Origin of the sequence: Mesorhizobium sp. M0598, from assembly GCF_040320865.1 — a bacterium.
Taxonomy (GTDB): Bacteria; Pseudomonadota; Alphaproteobacteria; order Rhizobiales; family Rhizobiaceae; genus Mesorhizobium.
Genome location: NZ_JAMYQL010000006.1, coordinates 171,713 through 193,127 on the forward strand (window position 1 = coordinate 171,713; position 21,415 = coordinate 193,127).

The window sequence follows — 21,415 nt, forward strand, 5'->3', positions numbered from 1 at the left end:
ACCGGCCTTGAACCGATCGCACCTCTATCAAACAGGTCAAGAACCATGAACAGAACGCTTTCATTCTTCGGCAGACTCGCCCTGGCAGCCGCCACAACCCTCATCCCCTCATTGGCCTTCGCCCATAGCGGCGGTTTTCATGCCCACGGGTTTGTAGACGGTCTTCAGCACCCGCTGACCGGTATGGACCACCTGCTTGCCATGATGGCTGTAGGCATCATTGCCGCTCGCGCCGGCGGCAAGGGGATCATCATCGTGCCGTCGTGCTTTGTCTCGGCGATGCTCGCTGGCGCCCTGCTCGGTATCGCCGGCATCGGCCTGCCCTCACTGGAAACCGGCATAACGCTATCGCTGGTGGTCTTCGGCGCCATGATGGCGCTTGCCAAGCCGCTTCCGCTCGCTGTGGCCGCCTCGCTGACTGCTCTCTTCGCCCTCTTCCACGGCAATGCCCATGGCCTCGAAATTCCCGAGACGGCCAGCGGCATCGCTTATGCGGTCGGCTTCGTGGTCGCTACTTCGGCTCTTCACGCGACCGGCGCGTTAGCCGCCCTAACACTTCGGCGCTGGCCGCGAGCCATCCGCACGGCAGGGGTCGGCACGTCGTTGGTCGGCGTGGCGCTGGCGGCACAGATCATCTGAACCGCAGCCCATTCATCTGCGATGAACAGGAGGCGAAGGCGTGATCAACCGGCTAACCGTTTGGCAGCGCATCCGAAACGTGCTGTACCAGATCCTGAAGACCCGGTCTGAGCGACTCTGATCTCATCCGGAGATTGAGGCTAGCAGCTTGCCGTACGCCGCGCGCGCGTACGGAGCGGTCCGCCGTGGGTCGCGATTAACTTCCTAGCTGCAGCCGGACGGGCTTGCCTGACGTCGCCGGCCTGTTCCCAGCTACGCCAAATGATCGCCGTCGTGAACTCCGCGCCGGCGAGCGTGACTTGGACGGCACCGCTGCTGGCGGCCTCCCGGGCGAGGTCATGAAGAACTGGCGTGTCAAAGCGCCGAACACATTCGATCGCGAATTCGGCTTCTCACGCATGGGCTACGAGATCGCCGCAGGGTGGGGTGCGGCGATGGCCGATGTAGCATCCAGACAGTAGTTCGAGGTTGATTGCGACGGGACTATGCGCGGATTTCCATTCCAAACACCCTGCCGGCGTCGTTCAAGCACTTGATAAACGATCCTGACACTCCACCGGCGGTTGGCAACACATCTGCGGCCTCCGGAGGCCCACCATAAGTCAATAAAATCAAACGCTATGGACGGCGGTTCGCCAGTTATTACTTGGCTACCCGAACCAAAACACACCCCTAAGTCATTGATAAATAATAACAATGGTGGGCCCGGAGGATGCATCAAAAGCTTGATTTCATTGACTTTTTCGTGGGCCAAAATCAGAAATCTTCCCGTATCGTTCCGTATGGTTCCGTCGCCGATGTCGGCCAAAACACCGAACGTTCTGCTTATTTGGCCGTCCAAGGCATCCGGCACCTGCTCGAACCCGATATCCGTCAGGCCGAAGCCGCCCGGACCGGTTGGCTCTTCGGCTGGCGCGGTGAAAGCAGGGCAACGAATTGATCCACGGCCTGCCCGGCCCGCGCCAGAACCAGCGAATCTACGAGCTTGCCGTCGGCAAAGTCGCTGTCACTGCCATAGACGGCGCTCGGCACCGTCAGGGCGGAGTAAAAGCCAAACAGCGGGCGAAGCTGATGTTCGACTACCAGCGCGTGGCGCTGGCCACCACCCGTCGCGCCGATCAGGACCGGCCGGTCGACGAGCGCCAGTGGATCGATGAGGTCGAACAGATGCTTGAACAGGCCAGCATAGGAGCCGTTGTAGACCGGCGTCGTGACGATCAGCGCGTCGGCCTGTTCGACCGCGTTTACCACATTCAGCGCCTCCGGCGTCAATTCCTTTCGAGTAAACGCAGCACCCAGACCACGGCCGGCATCGACAAGATCGAGGAAATTTACTGTGACAGACAATCTTTCGCGCAGCGCCTCGCCGAGATGATGCGCCAGCGTCCGCGACTTCGACGGCCTGTGGGTGTTGCCCGAAAGCACGACGATGTTCTGGCGCAGCCGTTCGACGTGGAAATTCATGGGCTCTCTCATCTGTCCAAAGCAATTGGAAACGGGGGCGGTGCGCCGGCCCCGCCATTTCGTCGGCGACCGTCAGGCGGCGCGCAGAGGCCGTGTCAGCGGGATCGGCGCGGCCGGCTCCGAACGCGGCACGCGGCCTTCGACCGGATGGCTCGGATCATTGAACCCATGCGTTGAGGCATGGCCGGCGGTGACGAGGCGGTCGACAAAGGCCTCGTCCTCGGCGCTCAGCCTGAAGTCCAGCGCCTTCGCATAGCTGTCCCACTGTTCCTCGGTGCGCGGGCCGGCGATCGCCGCCGTGATCAGCCGGTTGTTCAACACCCAGGCCAGCGCGAAATCGGCGGCCGAGACGCCGCGTGACTTTGCGTGCGCCGCGATCTGCCTGGCGATCTCAATCGATTCCGGGCGCCACTCGGTCTCGGCGATGCGCTTGTCGCCACGGCCGGCCCGCGTGTCGGCGGCAGGCGCCTGGTTCGGCTCGTATTTGCCGGTCAGCACGCCGCGCGCCAGCGGGCTGTAGGAGACGACGCCAAGACCGTAATAGGCGGCCGCCGGCAGCTGTTCGGCCTCGGCGGTGCGGTTGACGATGTTGTAGAGCGGCTGGCTGGCCACCGGCCGGTCGATGCCGAGTTCATCGGCCAGATGCGCGACTTCGGCGATGCGCCAGCCACGAAAGTTGGAGACGCCGAAATAGCGCAGCTTGCCCTGGCGGATCAGGTCGGCGATCACCCGCACCGGCTCTTCCAGCGGCGCATCGAAGACGGCGCGGTGGAAGTAGAACAGGTCGATATAGTCTGTTCCCAGGCGCCGCAGGCTGTTCTCGACCGTCTGGATCACCCATTTGCGCGAATGGCCGCCGAGATTAGGCCCCTTGTCATGCGAGTTGACGAACTTAGTCGCCACGACCCAATGATCGCGCGTCGCCTTGATGCCGCGACCGACGACTTCCTCGGACTTGCCGTTGTGGTAGACGTCGGCGGTGTCAATGAAGTTGATGCCTTGCTCGCGCGCCTTGTCGATGATGCGATGCGCGACCGTCTCCTCGGTCGGCCCGCCGAACATCATCGTGCCCAGGCTGAGCGGCGAAACCTTCAGGGCGCTGCGGCCAAGATAGCGGTAATCGGACATTTTTCTGCTCCGTTGAACTTTCAATTGAGGGTTGGTTCGGCGTAGTGGCAGGCGACGTGGTGTCCGGGCGAGATCGCCCGGAATGCCGGCTCCTGCGAACGGCATAGATCCGTCGCCAGCGGGCAGCGCGTGTGAAAGCGGCAACCGTTCGGGATGTTCTGCGGGCTCGGCAGATCGCCATGGATCGGCGCGGCCTGGCGGCGCCGCGACGGGTCCGGCACGGCATCCATCAGCGCGCGCGTGTAGGGATGCTGGGGCGAGGTCCACAGCGTCGAATTGTCGGCGCTTTCGACGATGCGGCCGAGATACATGACCAGCACCCGGTCGGCGAAATAGCGGACGACTGATAGATCGTGCGAAATGAAGAGATAGGACAGGCCGAGCTGACGTTTCATGTCGACCAACAGGTTCAGAATCTGCGCCTGGATCGAAAGGTCGAGCGCCGATACCGGCTCGTCGCATACAACCAGTTCCGGATTGAGGATCAGCGCCCGGGCGATGCCGATGCGCTGGCGTTGCCCGCCGGAAAATTCATGCGGGTAGCGGCCAAGCGAATCCCTCGGCAGACCGACACGCTCGATGATGTCCTCGACGATGGTGCGCCGCTCGGCCGTGTTGCCGATGCCATGGACCTTCAGTGGTGCTGTCAGGATGTCGCCGATCGTGTGGCGCGGATTAAGCGATGCGAACGGATCCTGGAAGATCATCTGAATATTACGGCGCGCCGCCTTCAGCCGGCGCGCGTCGAGAACGGTGATGTCGGTGCCGTTGAACTCGATCCTGCCGCTAGTCGGGTCGACCAGCCGCATGATGGTCTTGCCTAGCGTCGATTTTCCGCAACCGCTTTCGCCGACGAGACCAACCGTCTCGCCGCGTCCGACTTCGAGGGATACGCCATCGACGGCACGCAGCGTGCCGCCCTGGGCGTGGAAATGGGTGGAAAGGTCAGAGACCGAGAGCAGCGCCATGCGCAACCTCCGGAATGAAGCTGTAGGGGCAGGCGACTAGACGATCCTCGCTCACCTCGACGAGGGCGGGTACGAAATGGGCGCAGCTGTCGCGCGCCACCGTGCAGCGCGGGCGGAACGGGCAGCCCTTCTCGACGGCGGCCGAGACGATGCTGCCGGGAATCTCGGTCAGCCTGGCGTCGCGGTAGTGGAGATTGGTCTTCAGCCTTGGCGAAGCGGCCAGCAGGCCGCGCGTATAGGGGTGAAGAGGTGTTCTGAACAGTGCGTCCGGCAGCGCCTGTTCAACCTTGCGGCCGGCATACATGACGACGACCTTGTCGGCCCATTGTGCGACGACACCAAGATCATGGGTGATGAGCACGACAGCCATCGACAGTTCGCGGCGTAGCGTATCGAGCAGGTCGAGCACCTGCGCCTGGATGGTCACGTCGAGCGCCGTCGTCGGTTCGTCGGCAATCAGCAGGCGCGGTCGGCAGGCAACGGCGATGGCAATCATGACGCGCTGGCGCATGCCGCCGGAAAGCTGGTGCGGATAGTCGTCGATGCGCCGCTGCGGATCGGGAATGCGAACCAGATTGAGAAGTTCGATGGCACGGTTCCGCGCTGCCTTGCCGCGTATGCCTTCGTGCAGCGTCAGCACCTCGGTGATCTGCCGGCCGATGGTCAGCACCGGATTGAGCGACGTCATCGGCTCCTGGAAGATCATGGCGATCTCGCGTCCGCGCAGGTTCCGCATAGCCTTCTGGTCGAGACCGAGCAGGTCCTTGCCGGCGAATTCGATCCGGCCATTGGGTATTTTCGCCGAGCGCGGGAGAAGCTGCATCAGGGCGAGCGCGGTCAGCGACTTGCCGGAGCCTGATTCACCAACGATCGCCAGCGTCTCGCCCTCACCGACCTCGAAGCTCAGCCGGCTGACCGGCTCAGTGTTCGGGAAGCGAACCGTCAGATTGTCGATCCTGAGCAAAGGAGCCGCCATCTCTATCGCTCCAGTGAGAAGCGCGGGTTGAGCGCGTCGTTGAGGCCGTCACCGATCAGGTTCAGCGCCAGCACGGTAAAGACGATCGCCAGTCCCGGAAGCGCTGTCAGATACCAAGCGGTGCGGATCAATTCCCTGCCCGCTCCGATCATCGAGCCCCAGCTGACGACGTTGGGATCGCCGAGGCCCATGAAGGACAGTGCCGATTCCATCAGGATCGCGGTCGCCACCATCACCGACGAGGTCACGATCAACGGCGGCAGCGCATTGGGCAGGATCTCGCGGAAGATAATGCGGGCATGGCCGTAGCCGAGGCTGCGGGCGGCCATGACGAAATCCTTCTCGCGGATGGCCCGGAATTCGGCGCGGGTCAACCGCGCCACCGTCGGCCAGGTGATGACGGCGATCGCCACTGTCACGACAGGCGCGGTCGGCTGCGCGATCGCCACCATGACGACCAGAAGCACGAAGCTCGGTATGGTCTGAAAGATCTCGATCAGGCGCACCAGCAGGTCGTCGATCCAGCCGCCGAAGTAGCCGGCGGCGGCGCCGACCAGGATGCCGAAGCTGAGGCCGAGCGCGGTCGCCACCAGGCCGACGAACAGCGAAATCCGCGCGCCATGCAGAATGCCGGAAAGCACATCGCGGCCCATGGAGTCCGTGCCCAGTGGGAAGGCTGGGTTCTGGCCCGGCCACAGGAAGGGCCGCGCCACCATCGATAGCGGATCGGCCGGATAGAGGACTGGTGCCAGCAGTGCGGCCAGCACGACCAACGACAGGAACACCACGCCGAACATGGCGTTGGGATTGCTCAGGAAAACCTTCAGCGCACGCCCTCCGGCGGCTATAGGCACCGACGCTGCCGGAGCTGAACGTGCGTCGGGTGCGTGCAGATTGCTCCAGCTCTTGGCCTCGGGTTCAGGCGGCGCCGCGGGCTCGCGGGCGTCGGCATAGAGACGGCGGGAGCGGGCGTCGCCGGCGGTAAAATCGGTGGAAGCCATCAGCGTACTCCGATGCGGGGATCGAGCCAGGCGTGCAGAAGATCGACGGTCGCGTTGGCGATGATGACCAGCAGCGACGACAGCAGCAGGATGCCGAGCAGCACGGTGAAATCGCGGCCCATGACCGCTTCGAAGGCGAGACGCCCGAGGCCGGGCCAGGAATAGACGGTCTCGACAACCACGGCGCCGCCGAGCATGCCGCCAACATGCATGCCGGCCATGGTGGTAATGGGGATCAGCGCGTTGCGCAGGACATGGCGAATGGTGATGATGGCCGGCGGCAGGCCCTTGGCTGCGGCGGTGCGCACGTAGTCCTGCGACTGGACCTCCAGCATCGCCGCTCGTGTCAGCCGCGCATAGATCGCCACGTAGAACAGCGCCAGCGACAGTGCCGGCAGGATCATGTAGCGCGCCCTGTCCCAGAGCCCGGCAAGGCCGGTCAGGTTGCTGCCGATGGTTCCCGAGCCGCCGCTCGGCAGCCAGCCGAGCTTGACCGAAAACAGCACGATCAGCATCAAGCCGATCCAGAAACCCGGGATTGAATAGAACAGCAGCGAAATAACGGAGAGCACACGATCCGGCAGGCGCCCGGCAAACACCGCCATCACCGATCCAAGGGCGAGGCCGAGCACAATGGCGACGGCCAGAGCCACCGCCATCAGCACCAGCGTGCCGGGCAGCCGCTGACCGATCAGGTCGGCGACCGGCATGCCGTAGCGTGGCGAAAAGCCGAGGCTGAAATGCGCCAGATTGTAGAGATAGTTGAACAGCTGGACGAGAAGCGGATTGTCGAGCCCGAAGCGCTGGCGAAGCGCCGCCATAGTTTCGACAGTGGCCGAGCCAGCCTCGCCGGCCATGACATCGGCGGCATCGCCGGGCGCGAGTTGCAGCAGGAAGAAGTTCAGGATGACGATGCCCAGAACGGTCGGCACCGCCTGGATGGCGGTGCGCCGGAAAGTTCTGCCAATGCGCGTCAGGGTCGACATCGTTTTCGCTATCCCGGCTGTGGCTGACGATGCGGGTTTGCTGTTTCCCGGAAAGTTCCGCGCTTTTTAGTTGACAAGATTTATAGACATTGTCAAACCTGATTTAAGAAATTTTATCCTGCAAATGGCTCCATTTCAGAATAGAATTTTATTTCATACTACAAACTTAGCTGTTTGAAGTATGAAATCTTAAGCGCGGGAGCAGGTCGGCCAAATCTTTTCGCAAACGGGCCCGCTCTTGGAACAACGGATTTTCAACTCGGTGGCCGACGATCGGCCGATCGGGGCCGGCAGCAAAAAAGGACCAGGGCGCGATGTCTCATTTGCTCATTCCGAACCGCCGCATGTTCCTCGGCATCTCGGCAGGCGCGCTCGGAGCGACCCTGTTGCCTGAATCGCGCAGCGCCGACGCCGCCGAGCCGAAACAGGGTGGAACGGCGACGCTGGTGCTCTCGGCTGAGCCGCCTGTACTGACGACCATCGCCCACACGGCATTCAATTCGGTCTACGTCTCGGCAAAGACCACCGAGGGCCTGCTGACCTATGATTTCGATCTCACGCCGCGCCCATCCCTGGCCAGACAATGGTCAGTCAGTGACGATGGGCTGCAATACACCTTCAAGCTGCGCGAAGGCGTGAAGTGGCATGATGGCCAGCCGTTCACCGCCGCCGACGTCGCCTATTCGATCACCACGATCAGAGAGGTTCATCCGCGCGGCCGCAACACCTTCCTCAACCTTGTAGACATCCAGACGCCGGATCCGCTGACGGTAACGCTGGTGCTGTCGAGGCCGGCGCCTTACCTGATCACGGCCCTGGCTGCGGCCGAAACGCCAATCGTGCCGAAGCACCTCTATGACGGCACAAAGGCAGCCGAAAATCCGGTCAACGTCGCTCCGGTCGGCACCGGCCCGTTCGTCTTCAAAGAATGGGTGCGCGGCAGCCACATCGTTTACGAACGCAATCCTGACTACTGGGACGCACCGCGTCCCTATCTCGGCCGGTTGATCGTGCGCTTCATCCCGGACGCTTCGGCGCGCGCGCTGGCGCTGGAGACCGGCGAGATCGATCTGGCGCCGGCAACGCCGATTCCGTACAGCGATTTGCAGCGTTTCGAAACGCTGCCGCATATCGGCTTCGAGAGGCAGGGCTACCAATATTCCAACGGCATCAGCCGGGTCGAGTTCAACCTGGAGAAAGCCTATTTCCAGGATGTTCGCGTCCGCCGCGCCTTCGCCCATGTCATCGACCGCAACGTCATTCGCGAGACGATCAACTATGGCTATGGCGAAACCATTCCGGGCCCGATCAACCCCAATCTGAAGAAGTGGTTCGTCGCCGACCTGAAGACCTATCCGGTCGACACGGCCGCCGCCGATAAACTGCTCGATGAAGCAGGCTTGCCGCGCGACGCCAACGGTACCCGGCTCAAGCTTGTCCACGACTATGTCCCGAGCGGCGAAACCTACAAGCGCGGCGCCGACTATATCAAGCAGGCGTTGGCCGCGGTCGGGATCGAGGTCACCGTGCGCAGCCAGGATTTCGCCACCTACACCAAGCGCATCTACACCGACCGCGACTTCGACTTCACCTTCAACGGCATGAGCAATCTGTTCGACCCGACGGTAGGCGTACAGCGCCTCTACTGGTCGAAGAATTTCAAACCCGGCGTGCCGTTCTCCAACGGTTCGAAATACAGCAATGCCAAGGTCGACGAACTTCTTGAAGCGGCCGCCGTGGAGGTCGACCACGAAAAGCGCTTCGAGCAATGGGCCGCGATCCAGCAGATCCTTGTCGAGGACCTACCCGATATCGGCATCGTCAGCCAACCGGAAATCACCCTCTACAACAGGCGCATAGCCGGTCACACGGTGGGCGCCGAGGGCAATGCCGGCTCCCTCGCTACCGCCCATATCGTCGCCTGAGCCCTGACCCGTGCGCGGTCCTTCGCACGGGTTCCCTTCCTCCACCCGAGAAAGTTCGCCATGACGCTCGCCCACAAGCCTGGTTCCATCGTCGGCACGCCCTTCTTCAAGGCGCCGACCGACTATCCGGACAGCCCGCTGTCGAAAGCGCTTCAGCAGCCGGTGATGCTCGGGCTGTTCCTGCCGATCCAGGCCGGTGGCTGGACCAACTCGACGCTGCCGCGCTCGACCGACTGGCGCTTCGACTACAATCGCGATCTGACGTTGAAGGCCGAGGAGCTTGGCTTCGACCTCGTCTTCGCGCTCAGCCAGTGGCTGCCCAAGGGCGGTTATGGCGGTGTCTTCAACGGCCAGGCGCTGGACAGTTTCGTGTCCGTGGCGGCGATGGCCGCGATTACCAAGAAGATCATGCTGATTTCGACCATGCATGTTCTCTACGGTCCCTGGCATCCGCTGCATCTGGCGAAATTCGGCGCCACGCTCGACCACATCTCCGGCGGCCGCTGGGGCATCAACGTCGTCACCGGCCATCGCGCCGTCGAACATGAAATGTTCGGCTGGAACCGTATCGAGCACGACCGCCGCTACGAACTCGCCGCCGAATTCGTCGAGGTGCTGCAGCGGCTGTGGCAGGATGACGAGAATTTCTCTTTCTCCGGAGAATCGAGCTGGAAGCTCAATGGCGGCTTCGTCACACCGAAGCCGAATTTTGGCCGGCCGATCCTGGTCAACGCCACTGGCTCCGATGCCGGCATTTCCTTTGCCGGCCGCTATTCCGACATCGTCTTCGTCACCAGCCCGGCCGGCTCCGACATCGCCAGCGCGCTGGAAGCGCTGCCGGCGCATACGAAGAAGGTGAAGGACGCAGCCCTCGGCGTCGGCCGCACCGTGCGCACGCTGCTCAACCCGCTGGTCATCAGCAGGCCGACCGAGAAGGAAGCCTGGGCGGTCGCCGATGAGATCGTCGCCCATGCCGACAGCCGCACGCCGAAAGGCTTCCAGACCTTCAACAGCGATGCCCAGGCCTGGAAGGGGCGCGAGGGCCGCGACGATCCCTACGCCAAGGTCGGCGGCAACATCTATCTCATCGGCACGCCCGAACAGATCGTCGACCAGTTCGTCAAGCTCAAGGACGCCGGCATTGACGGCCTGCAACTGTCCTTCTTCGATTTCAAGCCTGACCTCGAATTCTTCGGCGAGAACATCCTGCCGCTGATGAAGCAGGCTGGCCTGCGCAACGCCTAAGGAGCAATCATGACCGCGACTGCGATCTCCGAAATCTGGTACACACGCTGCCCGGTGCCGACGCCTGTCGGGCTCGCCGCACAGCTCGGGCTTCTCGACGAGACCTTTCGCAAGGAGGGGATCGAATTGAAGTCGATCACAGATTCGCCCAATCGCGACATCCGCCAGAGCCATTTCAGCCACACGCTCGACTGGTCGTTCCGCCACGGCGGCAACGTGCCGCCGATCCGCGCGCGGTCCGAAGCGCGCAAGACGCGTCTCGTCGGCATCACCTGGACCGACGAATTCCAGGCAATCATCGCCCTGCCCGGTTCCGGCATCAGGACAATCCAGGACCTGAAAGGCCGCCGCTTCGGCATCGCCCGGCGCCCCGAGGGAATCGTCGACTTCATGCGAGCGACGGCGTTGAAGGGACTGGTCTCGGCGCTCTCGCTCGAGGGCCTTAGCTATGGCGACGTCGAGATCGTCGACATAGCGCTGGCCGACAGCGTGCTCGACAGCCAGGAAGGACCGTCGCTATTCGGCCTCAAGCGCAAGCAGGCCTATGGCGAGGAAGCCGCAGCCCTGATCCGGGGCGAGGTCGACGCCATCTATGTCAAAGGCACGGCCGGCATCAATGTCGCCAATCTGATCGGCGCCATCCAGGTCGTGGAATTCGGCTTCCACCCTGACCCGAACATCCGCATCAATTCCGGTTCGCCGCGCGTGCTGACCGTCGATGAACTGCTGGCGGAACAACGCCCCGATCTGGTCGCGCGACTGATCGAGACCATCCTGCGCGCCAGCGCCTGGGCCGAGGCGCATCCGGAAGAGACGCAGCGCTTTGTTGCCCGCGAAGCCGGGGCCACCGAGGAACAGGTGCTGGCTGCCAATGGCCCGGATGTCCATAAGCATCTCGGCCTCGGACTGCAGCCTGAGCTGGTCGGCGCGATTTCCCACTACAAGGATTTCCTGCGCGACTGGGGCTTCCTTGCCGGCGATTTCGACGTCGAGCACTGGGTCGATCGCCGGCCGCTCGATCTGGTGAACATTCGCGCCGCCGCCTGAGAGAAAGCCAACGTCATGATGTCGACAATTGCCGAGTTTCCGCAACTCCTCGAGAAAGTGGCCGGCCTTGCCGACGACTTCGCGCTGACCGCCGCGCATCACGACGCGACCGGGGAATTCCCATTCGCCAATTTCGACCGGCTTCACCAGGCCGGGCTGCTTGGCCTGGTCACGGCGCGCGAGCATGGCGGCCTCGGTGGCGGGCTGACGGAAGCGCAGTTGATGATCGCCGAGATCGGCCGTGGCGAGCCATCGACAGCGCTGGTGCTGGCCATGCACTACAACAGCCAGTATGCGATGCGGAAATCCGGAAAATGGCCGCGCCATCTGGTTCAGCGGATTGTCGAGGCCGGCCGTCTTGGCCCTGCCCTGATCAACGCCGCACAGGCCGAGCCCCGGATCGGCTCGCCAGCTCATGGCAAGCCGCCCGAAACCATTGCCCGGCGCGACGGCAACGTCTGGCGGATATCCGGCCACAAGAACTACGTCACCGGCATTCCTATTCTGAAATGGGTGAACTTGCTGGCGCTGACCGATGAGCCGCAGCCGCGTCTGGCTTCATTCCTGGTGCCGACCGACGCGCCCGGATTGCGCGTCGAAAAGACATGGAACGCCGCCGGCATGCGGGCGACGGCCAGCGACGACATCATTCTGGATAATGTTGCGGTTCCTGCCGAAGACATCACCGAGGCGCAGCCGGCATCCGAGCCACTGAGGCGCGAGGAAGGCGCGACGGCGTTCTTCTTTTCGCTGATCGGCGCTGTCTACCACGGTGCCGCCCGTGCTGCCCGTGACCGGCTGGTCTCCTTTGTCAGCACGCACGCGCCGGCAAGTCTTGGTGCGCCGCTGTCGACCGTGCCGCACATCCAGGCAGGGCTGGGCGACATAGAGGTTCGGCTTGCGAGCAGCGCGCGGCTGCTGCGTTCGCTCGCCGAAGATGTCGACGCCGGCCGGCCTGTGGGCACCGACGGCATGACGGTCAGGCATGTCGTCATCGACAATGCCGTTGCCGTCACCTCGCTGGCGCTGGAGCTTGCCGGCAATCCAGGCCTTAGCAGAGATTTCCAGCTTGAGCGCCACCACCGTGATGCGCTGACCGCCCGTTCCCACGCACCGCAGAACCATATGATCCGCACGATCGCCGCCAAGGCGACGCTCAGCCGCCATACCGCCCGGCAGCTGGCCGAGACACCGGCTATTGCCGCTGGCAAGCCCAGGCTCGCCGCGGTCGGTTGAGCGCCATGACAACAGAACATGTCGAAGTCGCCATCATCGGCGGAGGCCCCGGCGGCCTGACACTGGCGCAAGGCCTGAAGAAGAACAGCATCAGTGTCGCGGTCTTCGAGAAGGACCGCGCCCGCACCGACTATGTCCAGGGCTTTCGTCTGCGCATCCGCCAGCGCGGCATCGATTCCCTGATCGCCAATTTGCCGCCGGAACTCTACGACGCTTTTGTCGCCACGCTCGGCCAGGCGCCGGATCGCAACATCCTGCTGGACGAGAATTTCAAGATCCTGGGCGAGGATGCCTGGGGCGGCGGCAACGCGCTGGGCGAGGCCGACGACACGCATATCGAAAAATCGGTAAGCCGTATCACGCTGCGCCAGGTGCTGCTCTCTGGCCTCGACGGCATCATGCGCTATGGCAAGGTCTTTTCACGCTACGACGAGCAGCCGGATGGTTCGGTCGTCGCGCATTTCGAGGACGGTTCGGCAATCCATGCCGATGTGCTGGTCGGAGCCGACGGCGCCCGCTCGCGCGTGCGCCAGCAACTGGTGCCGCATGCGCGAAGCTTCGACACCGGCGTCAGGCGCCTGGCCGGCAAGATGACGCTGCATGCCGCAGCCCTTCACCAGATCTCGCCGCTGCTACTCGACTACAATGCCGGCGTCAGGCCAACCGAAGGTCATGGGCTTATGGTCACCAGCCACAGGGTCAATGTCGACGCATTCCGAAAGCATGGACTGATTGGGCTGGACGACGCCACCCACAAGGATTTTTCCGGTTTCCATTTCAACAACATCACCAGCTATGTCTGGTGGAACACCGCCTATGAAAAGGACGAACTTGCCACGGACGACGCGCTGGCAAAGCTCTCCGGTTCAGAACTGATTGACCTGCTGATCTCGAAGATCGCCCACTGGCACCCGGAAATCCTCAACCTCATCCGCTACACCGACCCATCGACGGTGGCGCTGCTTCATGTCCACAGCTCCGAACCTGTCGATCCCTGGCCGACGAAACCGGTGACGTTGCTTGGCGATGCCATCCACGCCATGACCTATTTTCGCGCGCTTGGCGGCAACACCGCGATCTACGACGCCGGGCTGCTGGTGCCAGAGCTGGTGGCCGCCAAACGCGGCGACAAGCCGCTTCTCCAGGCGCTGTCGGAGTATGAGGCCAAGATGCTGGAGCACGGCGCCAAAGCCGTGCGGTCTTCGCTGACGGCGATGCAGAAGAACGTGCTGGCGGGCCGTCGCCGCCAATCGGAAGCCGCCGAATAGTGGCCCCGAAAATCGCCTGACAATGCTCCTGCCCTACGCCGCTTCCACCAGGCTGACCGACTGGAAGTCATACAAGAGGATCGCGATCTCGAAGCCGCGCCGCTGCAGCCAATGCGCCGTCGTCGCCGCGCGGACACCGAGCAGATCGTCGATCAGCACGACGCGGGCGCCGCGCACAGCGATGGTGCGATAGGCGACACCGAGCAACTGCCCGCCCTCAGACGCGATCGACCCCGGAATATGCGCTTCGGCGAACTCGTCGGGCGTGCGCACGTCAAGCAGGTAGGTCGTCCGCGTTTCGTCCTTCGCCCAGTTCGCGGCCGTGGCCGCATTGATGCGGGGAAAGCTGTCGCCTTCGGCAAGCTTTGCGATGTGCTCCCCGGCGAAACGCTTGGCATCCTCGCTTGCCGGACCATAGATTGCGGTCTTGCCGGTTTCGAGTGCAAGACCGGCCTCGCGCCATGCCTTGGTGCCGTCGTGCAGATAGGCGACCCGGTTGGGCACGCCGGCATCGATCAGCGTCTGCGCCCCGATGATGGCGCGCGGCAGGCCGGCGCATGAGACGACAACCTGCGTCTCCGGTGACGGCACCAGGTCGGCGAAGCGCAGCACCAGCTCGGCGCCCGGCACGCTGATGGCGCCCGGCACATGGTCCTTGTCGAACTCCGCCACCGTGCGGCTGTCGAGCACCACCACGTCGGCGCCTCGGCCTCTGAGCACCGCGAGCTCTTCAACGCTGACGACCGGGGTCCCCTTCTCGTCGCGGATCGCCAGCGAAAAATCGACGCCCGGCGTATCGAAGGTCGGCAGGTCTTCAACGCCGCTTTGCGTCCATTCCGGAATTCCACCGTTCAGCGAAAACAGCTGGGTACGGCCATATCCCACCAGTCGTTCGACAAGTTGCTCGGCAACGCCGCTGCCGTCGTCCGCCAGCACGGTGCGCACCGATTTGCGCGGGATGAAGCGGTCGATCTCGGCCTCGACCTGAGCCGCGGGCAGGTTGGTGGCGAACAGCGGCGATGCGTATCCGACAGTCGCGCTGTCGCGAATGTCTAGCACCGCCAGTTCTTCGCCATCCGCCAGCCATTGGCGAAACATTTTCGAATCGATCGTCCTGTCGCTCATGATGCTTTCCTCTCTTGCTGTTCAGCGGCGCCACGGATCGAACGCGCAAGGCCGAGGTTCTCGCGCAACGTCCCGCCTTCGTAAGCAGTCCGGAACAGACGCCGCCGCTGCAGCTCCGGAATGACGAGGTCGACAAAATCGGTGAGGCCCGTCGGCAGGATCGGCGGCATGACGTTGAAGCCGTCCGCCGCGCCACCGGAGAACCACTCCTCCATCATGTCGGCCACATCCTTTGGCGTGCCGACGATCTGGAAATGGCCGCGCGCGCCGGCAACGGCGAGATACAATTGGCGGATGGTCAGGTTCCGGCTCGCGGCCAATTCGGAAACGACTTTCAGGCGGCTCTTCACGGCATCGGAACTGCCCAGTTCCGGCAACGGTCCGTCGAGTGAATGGCCGGAAAGATCGACACCGCCGAGCAATCCTGAAACCAGCGCCACACCAACCACAGGATCGACCAGGCGCTGGATCGCATCGAACTTGTCCTCGGCCTCCGTGCGCGTCGGCGCGACGACCGGGAAGACACCGGGCATGATCTTCAAGCTGTCGGCGGAGCGGCCAAACGAGCCCAGCCGGCCTTTCAGTTCGCCGTAAAAGCCGCGCGCCGATTCGATGGTCGGGTGGGCGGTGAAAACCACCTCCGCCGTCCGCGCCGCCAAGTGCTGGCCGGCATCGGACGAGCCCGCCTGGACGATGACGGGATGGCCCTGCGGTGGGCGAGCGACGTTGAGCGGTCCCTTGACGCGGAAATGCCGGCCGACATGGTCCGGGGCGTGGATGCCGCGCCGGTCGATGGCGATCCCCGAAGCCTTGTCGGCGACGAAGGCATCGTCGTCCCAGCTGTCCCAAAGCTTCTGCGCGACAGCGACGAATTCCTCGGCGCGGGCGTAACGGTCGGCATGAACGGGATGCTGGTCGAGGCTGAAATTCGCCGCCGCCGGCGCATCGGCTGAGGTGACGACATTCCAGCCTGTCCTGCCGCCGCTGAGATGATCGATCGAAGCGAACAGCCGCGCCAAGTGGAACGGCTCCCAATAGGTGGTCGAGGCGGTCGCAACGAGCCCGATCCCTTGCGTGATGGTCGAGAGCGCCGACAAAAGCGTCAGCGGCTCGAAATGCACGACATGGCCGGTGCGCTCGAAGGTCTCGATCGGCTGCTCGCCATTGCGCGCGCTGAGGCTGTCGGCCAGAAACACCATGTCGAACAGGCCACGCTCGGCAGTGCGCGCGGCGTCCGCATAGTGCTGAAAGCTCAGGCCCGGATTGGCAGGCACATCGGGATGGCGCCAGGCAGCGACATGATGGCCCGGTCCGCGAACAAAGGCTCCAAGCCTTATCTTTCGATTTTCAGTCATCAGCGGTTCTCAGGCTGGTCGCAAAGGGCGTTCCTATCTAGCGCCTGCCAAACCCGCTGAGTGAAAGAATGCCTTTCGCCAGCTGGCAATTATTGTTTTTTGACATCGGGTTACGGGAAAGCACGATGGTCGTTGCCGGGGCGGTGGGCTAGAGCCATGACCACCGGCGTCGCAAAGGTTCTTGATGCTTCATACCCTTTCCTCCCCGCTACGTTCGATCCCTCGTTCAATCATCATCGTTGGCGGCGGCTTTGCCGGCGCGGTTACCGCGATCAAGCTGCTCGACCGTTCAACTGAGCCGCTGGCAATCACCATCATCGAGCGCCGGGCCCAACTCGGCCGCGGTGTTGCCTACAGCACCTGCGATCCGAACCATCTCGTGAACGGCGCGGCGCGTATCTTCTCGCTGCATCCAGACGATCCCGATCACCTCGTCCGCTGGCTCCTGGCGAATGGTCCGGACCAAGGCTGGACACCGCCCGAAGATGTCCCGGACTCCAGCCCGCCACGTTGGCTGTTCGGCAGCTATGTCCAGTCGGAACTGACGAGAGCGGTTCGAGAAGCAGATGGGCGCTCCTCGCTGCGCCACATCAAGGCATCCGCCGTCGACATGCTGACGGGTCCGTCCGGAGTCTGCGTCGGCACCGGCGACGGCCAGCAATTGCTGGCCGATGAGGCCGTGCTGGCGACTGGGGTGTTCCAGAGCGAGCCAGCGGCGGCAGAAGCACCTGTCATCAGCGATCCCCGCTACGTCGCAAATCCCTGGGATTCGGCGGCGCTCGACCGGCTCACCGGCAGCAAGAAACTGCTGCTGATCGGCTCCAGCCTGAGCATGGTCGACGTCGTCGCCAGCATGGAAGCGCGCGGCTTCAAGGGCGGTTATCGCGCCGTGTCGCGGCGCGGACAGATCGTCGAACCTCGGCGCAACACGGAAGCGTGGCGCGATTTCCTCGCCGGGCGGCCGCTGCCGAAAACCACCAGGGCGCTTCTCGCACTGGTCAAGGCCGAACGCCGGGCAATCGAAACCACCGGCCTGGACTGGCAAGGGCTGCCACTGACGATCCGGCCGTGGATCCTGGCCTTGTGGCAGGGCGCCACCGACAGGGAGCGCTTGAAGTTCGCACGCCATCTGCGCGCCTTCTGGGATGTCACCGCGCACCGCGCGGCGCCACCGAGCTTTGAGCGCGTGGCACTGGCGCGAAGCCAAGGCCGTTGGACGGGTGGAGCGGGACGGGTGCTGGCACTCCATCCGCAGGCAAATGGGATCGTCGCTGAAATCCGCTGGCGCGATACCGGCGCAGTCGAACGGCTGCGCTTCGACGGCGTCGTCAACTGCCGCGGCCATCAGGAGCATGATTGGCGACGGATCGCCGATCCGTTCGTCCGCAGCCTGCTTGAGAACGGCATCGTCAGGCCCCATGCAACCGGCTTCGGCATCGACGCGACGCATGGCGGCCAGGTGATTGCCGGTAACGGCAACACCCATGGCAATCTGTTCGCCATCGGCCATCCGCTGCGCGGCGTCGCCTGGGAATCGAGCTCAATCGGCGAACAACTGGCGCAGGCCATAGCCCTTGCCGGCCTTCTGGTCGGAGCCAGCCCAAGGCTGCGTGCTTTGGCCTGAAGTTACCGGCTTTGCGAAATGGAAGAAACGAAAAGGGCCGCAGCTCGATGCGGCCCTTCTCTCATGATTGCCCGGCAGATTTAGGCGTTCGGGTCGAGATAGGCGTCGGCGAAATTCGCTGACAGGCCTTCGGCGCCAGGCGCGTAGTTCTTGACGGTTTTGCGGGCGATGATGATGGTGGGTGGCGCGATCAGATTGATGATCGGCAACTCGTCGGCGATGATCTCCTGGAACTTGAAGAAGAGTTGCTTGCGCTTGGCCTCGTCGAGCTCGACCGATGCGGCTTCCAGCAAACGGTCAACCTCCGGGTTCTCATAGTGCGCGCCGTTGGAGAACGGCAGCCCTTTCTTGATGTTCTTCGACCAGTAGAGCCGCTGTGCGCCGGCGCTCGGATCGAAGATGTTGCCGCAGGATTCCGTCGACAGGTCCCAGGTGCGATCGGTGTAGATGGTTTTGACATAGGTTCCGAAGTCGAATTTTTCGATCTCGGCATCGATGCCTATCTTGGCCAATGCCTGCTTGAGGAAGTCGGCATAGCCCCACGGGTTGTAGGGATTGTTGGTGAGCCTGAGCTTGAAGCGTACGCCGTCAGCCCCACGCTTGAAACCGGCCTCGTCGAGCAGTTTTTCCGAGAGCGCCGTATCGAACGTCGCGGCCTTCACATCGGGATCGAAATACTTCTTGTTGACGACGCTGATCGGCGTCGGCGAGACTTGGCCATAACCGTAAAACACGATTGCATTGACCGCGTCGAGGTCGATCGCGTGCGCGATTGCCTGACGGACCTTCTTCTCCTTCAGGATCGGGTTTTCGAGGTTGACGATCAGTTGGTGCAGCGGGCCGCTATAGGCGAAGACCGTGCTGTCGACGACGAATTGCGGCAGCGCCTTGAAACGCTCCAGATCGGCGAAGGCCACCGGGTTCGGTCCGATGTCGACCTCGCCCGTTTCCAGCGCCGCGGCGCGCGCGCCCGGATCGGTGATGAAGCGGAAGATGATCCGGTCGAGATAGGGTTTAGGCGCATCCCAGTAGGTCGGATTCTTTTCGACGAGGATGTGGCTGCCCTTTACCCATTCCTTCAGCACAAACGGCCCGCTGCCGATGATCTGCTCGAAGGACGGATCGTCGGCCGGCTTCAGCTTCTCGTAAATGTGTTTGGGCACGACAGGCGATTCCGTCGCGGCCAGCCCCGAAATCAGGGCGGCGGACGGCTTCGACAATTTGATCTTCACGATATGCGGGTCCGACGTGTCGATATCGGTGACGTTCTGGAAGGTGATGCGCCCGCGCGGATGCGCTTCGCGCAGCCGCGAGATCGAAAAGGCCACGTCCTCGGAGGTCAGATCATGGCCATCGCTGAACTTCACCCCCTGGCGCAGCTTGAAGACATATTCGAGTCCGTCGTCGCTGATCGCCCATTCGGTGGCCAGTTGCGATCGCGGATTGAGATCGTAGTCGTAGGCGAGCAGGCCGTCGAAAATCTTCGGACCGATGGTGGCCGGTCCGCCGGCGCTGGTGTTGATGGAAACGATCTGGTTGGGCTCGGGATAGTAGACGAAGTTGAGCGTGCCGCCGGCCACCGGCTTTGCGTCTTCGGCGAAGGCCCCTGTGGGAAGTGCGGCGCTCGCGCCGGCCAGCAGCAGGAACTGGTTGAACAGGCGACGGTTGATGGTCATGGTCGGTACTCCAAATTGGCGCGATTTGTATTCATGGAGAAAGTCGGGACCGGAGTTTCACGTGCCGATCCCAACCAGAGGGCTTGCAGAACGCTTAGGCGTTTGGCGCCAGCCATATCTGCGCGAAGCTGTTGTTGATCCCCTGAGCGCCGGGCGCGAAATCCCTGACCTTCTTGTTGGCAACAATCTGGGCACCGGCGGCGACCAGATCGACCGACACCACGTCGTCATGGATGATGTGCTGGAATTTTGTACCAGAGCTCGCGTCGCTTGGTCTCGTCGGGCTCGATTGCCGCGGCTTCGAGGATCTGGTCGACCTCGGGGTTTGCATAGTGGCTAGCGTTGGAGAAGACGAGGCCGATCTTGAAGTTCTTCGACCAGTAGGCGCGCTGGACGCCGAGCGTCGGATCGAAGGTGTTCGACAGCGACTCGACCACCAGGTCCCAGGCGCGGTCGGTGTAGACGGTCTTCAGGAACGTCGACAGGTCAAGCTTGAGGATCTCGGCATCGATGCCGACCGTCGCCAACGACTGCTTGATGAAATCGGCATAGGACGCCGGCAGGAACGCGTTGTAGGCAAGCCGGAGCTTGAAGCGCGTCCCATCGGCGCCACGCGGATAGCCGGCGTCGTCGAGCAGCTTCTCCGCCAGTTTGGTATCGGGCTCGCGCGCCTTGATGCTGGGGTCATACCATTTGGGCAGCGCCGTGCTGATCGGGCTCGGCGATACCTGCGCATAGCCGTAGAGCGCGATGTCGACCAGCTTCTGCAGGTCGATTGCGTGGGCGATGGCAAGGCGCACATCGCGCTTGGTCAGGATTTCGTTCTCGTAATTGAAGAACAATTGCTGCTGTGGGCCGGAATAGGCGTAGGTGTTGGTGTCGACGACCAGAGCGGGGTTTGCCTTCAACCGTTCGATGTCGGCCAGCGGCACGGGATTGGCGCCGATATCGATCTCGCCGGTTTCAAGAGCTGCCGAGCGTGCGGCCGGGTCGAGGATGACATGCAGCACGACGCGGTCGAGGTAGGGCCGTGGCGCGTCCCAATAGTCCGGATTGCGATCGAAGATCAGATGGCTGCCGGGCACCCATTCCTTGAGAACGAAGGGACCGGTACCGATCGTCTGTTCCAGCTTCGGCTGTTCCGCCGGCTTGAACGTTTCGTAGACGTGCTTCGGCACAATCGGTGATTCCGAGCTGCTCAGTGCCGTGATCAGATAGGGCGCCGGCTTTGAAAGCACGATGATTGCGGTGTGCGGATCGGGCGTCTCGACCGCGGTCACGTTTTGGTAGGTGATGCGGCCGCGCGGATGCGCCTCCTTCAGCCGGAAGATGGTGAAGGCAACGTCTTCCGACGTGAAGTCCTTGCCGTCATGCCATTTGACGCCCTCGCGCAGCTTGAAGGTGTAGCGCAGGCCGTCATCGCTGATCGACCACTCCGTCGCCAGCAGCGGTTTCGGGCTGAGGTCATAGGCGAAATCAAGCAGACCTTCATTCACCTTGGGACCGATCGCCTGGCCGGTGCCCGACGAGGTGTTGATTGCAATCAGCGACGTGGGGTCGGGATAGTAGGCCCAGTTGAGCGTGCCACCCTGGACCGGCGTTCCTTCGGCAGCGAAGGAAACCCCGGGCAATGCGAAGCTCGCACCGCCAAGCAACAGCAGCTGGTTGAAATGACGACGATTGACAGTCATGGCCTTGAGCTCCGGAAAACGGCTTCGATGGCATCCGGCGGCCGAACACACTCCGGCGCCT

At 63.1% G+C, this 21,415-nt stretch carries 17 protein-coding genes and 1 pseudogene; 8 read left to right on the plus strand and 10 right to left on the minus strand.

The genetic code is table 11. The annotated features are described in order from the left end of the window. Window positions 1–45 precede the first annotated feature (45 nt). A complete protein-coding gene (locus NKI59_RS11100; RefSeq protein WP_352449702.1) occupies window positions 46–639 on the plus strand; it encodes a HupE/UreJ family protein in 594 nt (197 codons plus the stop codon). A 338-nt stretch (window positions 640–977) separates the two neighbouring features. Then, window positions 978–1,100 carry a hypothetical protein gene (locus NKI59_RS11105; RefSeq protein WP_352449789.1) on the plus strand — a complete coding sequence of 41 codons (123 nt, stop codon included), beginning with the start codon at window positions 978–980 and terminating at the stop codon, window positions 1,098–1,100. Window positions 1,101–1,512: 412 nt separating this feature from the next. On the opposite strand, the gene msuE is transcribed toward NKI59_RS11105, so the two are convergent. The 6 genes from msuE to NKI59_RS11135 form a co-directional block, all read right to left on the minus strand. Beyond that, entirely contained in the window at window positions 1,513–2,103 is a 591-nt protein-coding gene (msuE, locus tag NKI59_RS11110; RefSeq protein ID WP_352449703.1) for an FMN reductase, read from the minus strand. A gap of 72 nt (window positions 2,104–2,175) precedes the next feature. Further along, complete coding sequence (locus tag NKI59_RS11115; protein WP_352704169.1) at window positions 2,176–3,231, minus strand: aldo/keto reductase; 1,056 nt, start codon at window positions 3,229–3,231, stop codon at window positions 2,176–2,178. A gap of 20 nt (window positions 3,232–3,251) precedes the next feature. After that, window positions 3,252–4,199 (minus strand): ABC transporter ATP-binding protein, encoded by a 948-nt coding sequence (locus NKI59_RS11120; RefSeq protein WP_352449705.1) that lies wholly within the window; start codon window positions 4,197–4,199, stop codon window positions 3,252–3,254. Next, a complete protein-coding gene (locus NKI59_RS11125; protein WP_352449706.1) occupies window positions 4,177–5,175 on the minus strand; it encodes an ABC transporter ATP-binding protein in 999 nt (332 codons plus the stop codon). Before NKI59_RS11125 ends, NKI59_RS11120 begins: the two co-directional genes overlap by 23 nt. Window positions 5,176–5,177: 2 nt before the next feature. Continuing rightward, window positions 5,178–6,176: an ABC transporter permease gene (locus NKI59_RS11130; RefSeq protein WP_352704172.1), complete on the minus strand. Its 999-nt coding sequence runs from the start codon at window positions 6,174–6,176 to the stop codon at window positions 5,178–5,180. Beyond that, window positions 6,176–7,162, minus strand: a complete 987-nt coding sequence (locus NKI59_RS11135; protein ID WP_352449708.1) for an ABC transporter permease — start codon at window positions 7,160–7,162, stop codon at window positions 6,176–6,178. Before NKI59_RS11135 ends, NKI59_RS11130 begins: the two co-directional genes overlap by 1 nt. A 314-nt stretch (window positions 7,163–7,476) precedes the next feature. Here NKI59_RS11135 and NKI59_RS11140 point away from each other — a divergent pair, with 314 nt between their 5' ends. From NKI59_RS11140 to NKI59_RS11160, 5 genes are read left to right on the plus strand one after another with little or no spacing between them, the layout of a single operon-like run. Next, window positions 7,477–9,087: an ABC transporter substrate-binding protein gene (locus NKI59_RS11140; RefSeq protein WP_352704174.1), complete on the plus strand. Its 1,611-nt coding sequence runs from the start codon at window positions 7,477–7,479 to the stop codon at window positions 9,085–9,087. A gap of 60 nt (window positions 9,088–9,147) precedes the next feature. Next, a complete protein-coding gene (locus NKI59_RS11145) occupies window positions 9,148–10,332 on the plus strand; it encodes an LLM class flavin-dependent oxidoreductase (protein WP_352704176.1) in 1,185 nt (394 codons plus the stop codon). Window positions 10,333–10,341: 9 nt separating this feature from the next. After that, window positions 10,342–11,379, plus strand: a complete 1,038-nt coding sequence (locus NKI59_RS11150; RefSeq protein ID WP_352704178.1) for an ABC transporter substrate-binding protein — start codon at window positions 10,342–10,344, stop codon at window positions 11,377–11,379. Window positions 11,380–11,397: 18 nt separating this feature from the next. Then, window positions 11,398–12,615 carry an acyl-CoA dehydrogenase family protein gene (locus tag NKI59_RS11155; protein WP_352704273.1) on the plus strand — a complete coding sequence of 406 codons (1,218 nt, stop codon included), beginning with the start codon at window positions 11,398–11,400 and terminating at the stop codon, window positions 12,613–12,615. A 5-nt stretch (window positions 12,616–12,620) separates the two neighbouring features. Continuing rightward, window positions 12,621–13,883, plus strand: a complete 1,263-nt coding sequence (locus NKI59_RS11160) for an FAD-dependent oxidoreductase (RefSeq protein WP_352704180.1) — start codon at window positions 12,621–12,623, stop codon at window positions 13,881–13,883. Between the two features lie 33 nt (window positions 13,884–13,916). Here the strand turns inward: NKI59_RS11160 and NKI59_RS11165 are convergent, their stop codons facing one another. Together NKI59_RS11165 and NKI59_RS11170 are read right to left on the minus strand one after the other, a co-directional pair. After that, complete coding sequence (locus NKI59_RS11165; protein WP_352704182.1) at window positions 13,917–15,008, minus strand: rhodanese-like domain-containing protein; 1,092 nt, start codon at window positions 15,006–15,008, stop codon at window positions 13,917–13,919. After that, the gene (locus NKI59_RS11170; protein WP_502901045.1) at window positions 15,005–16,366 is read right to left on the minus strand and encodes an LLM class flavin-dependent oxidoreductase; all 1,362 of its coding nucleotides are present in this window, start codon (window positions 16,364–16,366) and stop codon (window positions 15,005–15,007) included. Before NKI59_RS11170 ends, NKI59_RS11165 begins: the two co-directional genes overlap by 4 nt. A 181-nt stretch (window positions 16,367–16,547) precedes the next feature. On the opposite strand from NKI59_RS11170, the gene NKI59_RS11175 reads away from it, so the two are divergent. Beyond that, on the plus strand, window positions 16,548–17,987 hold the full coding sequence (locus NKI59_RS11175) for an FAD/NAD(P)-binding protein (protein ID WP_352704187.1): 1,440 nt from the start codon (window positions 16,548–16,550) through the stop codon (window positions 17,985–17,987). An 80-nt stretch (window positions 17,988–18,067) separates the two neighbouring features. Here the strand turns inward: NKI59_RS11175 and NKI59_RS11180 are convergent, their stop codons facing one another. Next, entirely contained in the window at window positions 18,068–19,663 is a 1,596-nt protein-coding gene (locus NKI59_RS11180; RefSeq protein WP_352704189.1) for an ABC transporter substrate-binding protein, read from the minus strand. A gap of 94 nt (window positions 19,664–19,757) precedes the next feature. Then, window positions 19,758–21,354: pseudogene (locus tag NKI59_RS11185) on the minus strand (ABC transporter substrate-binding protein). Window positions 21,355–21,415: the final 61 nt, after the last annotated feature.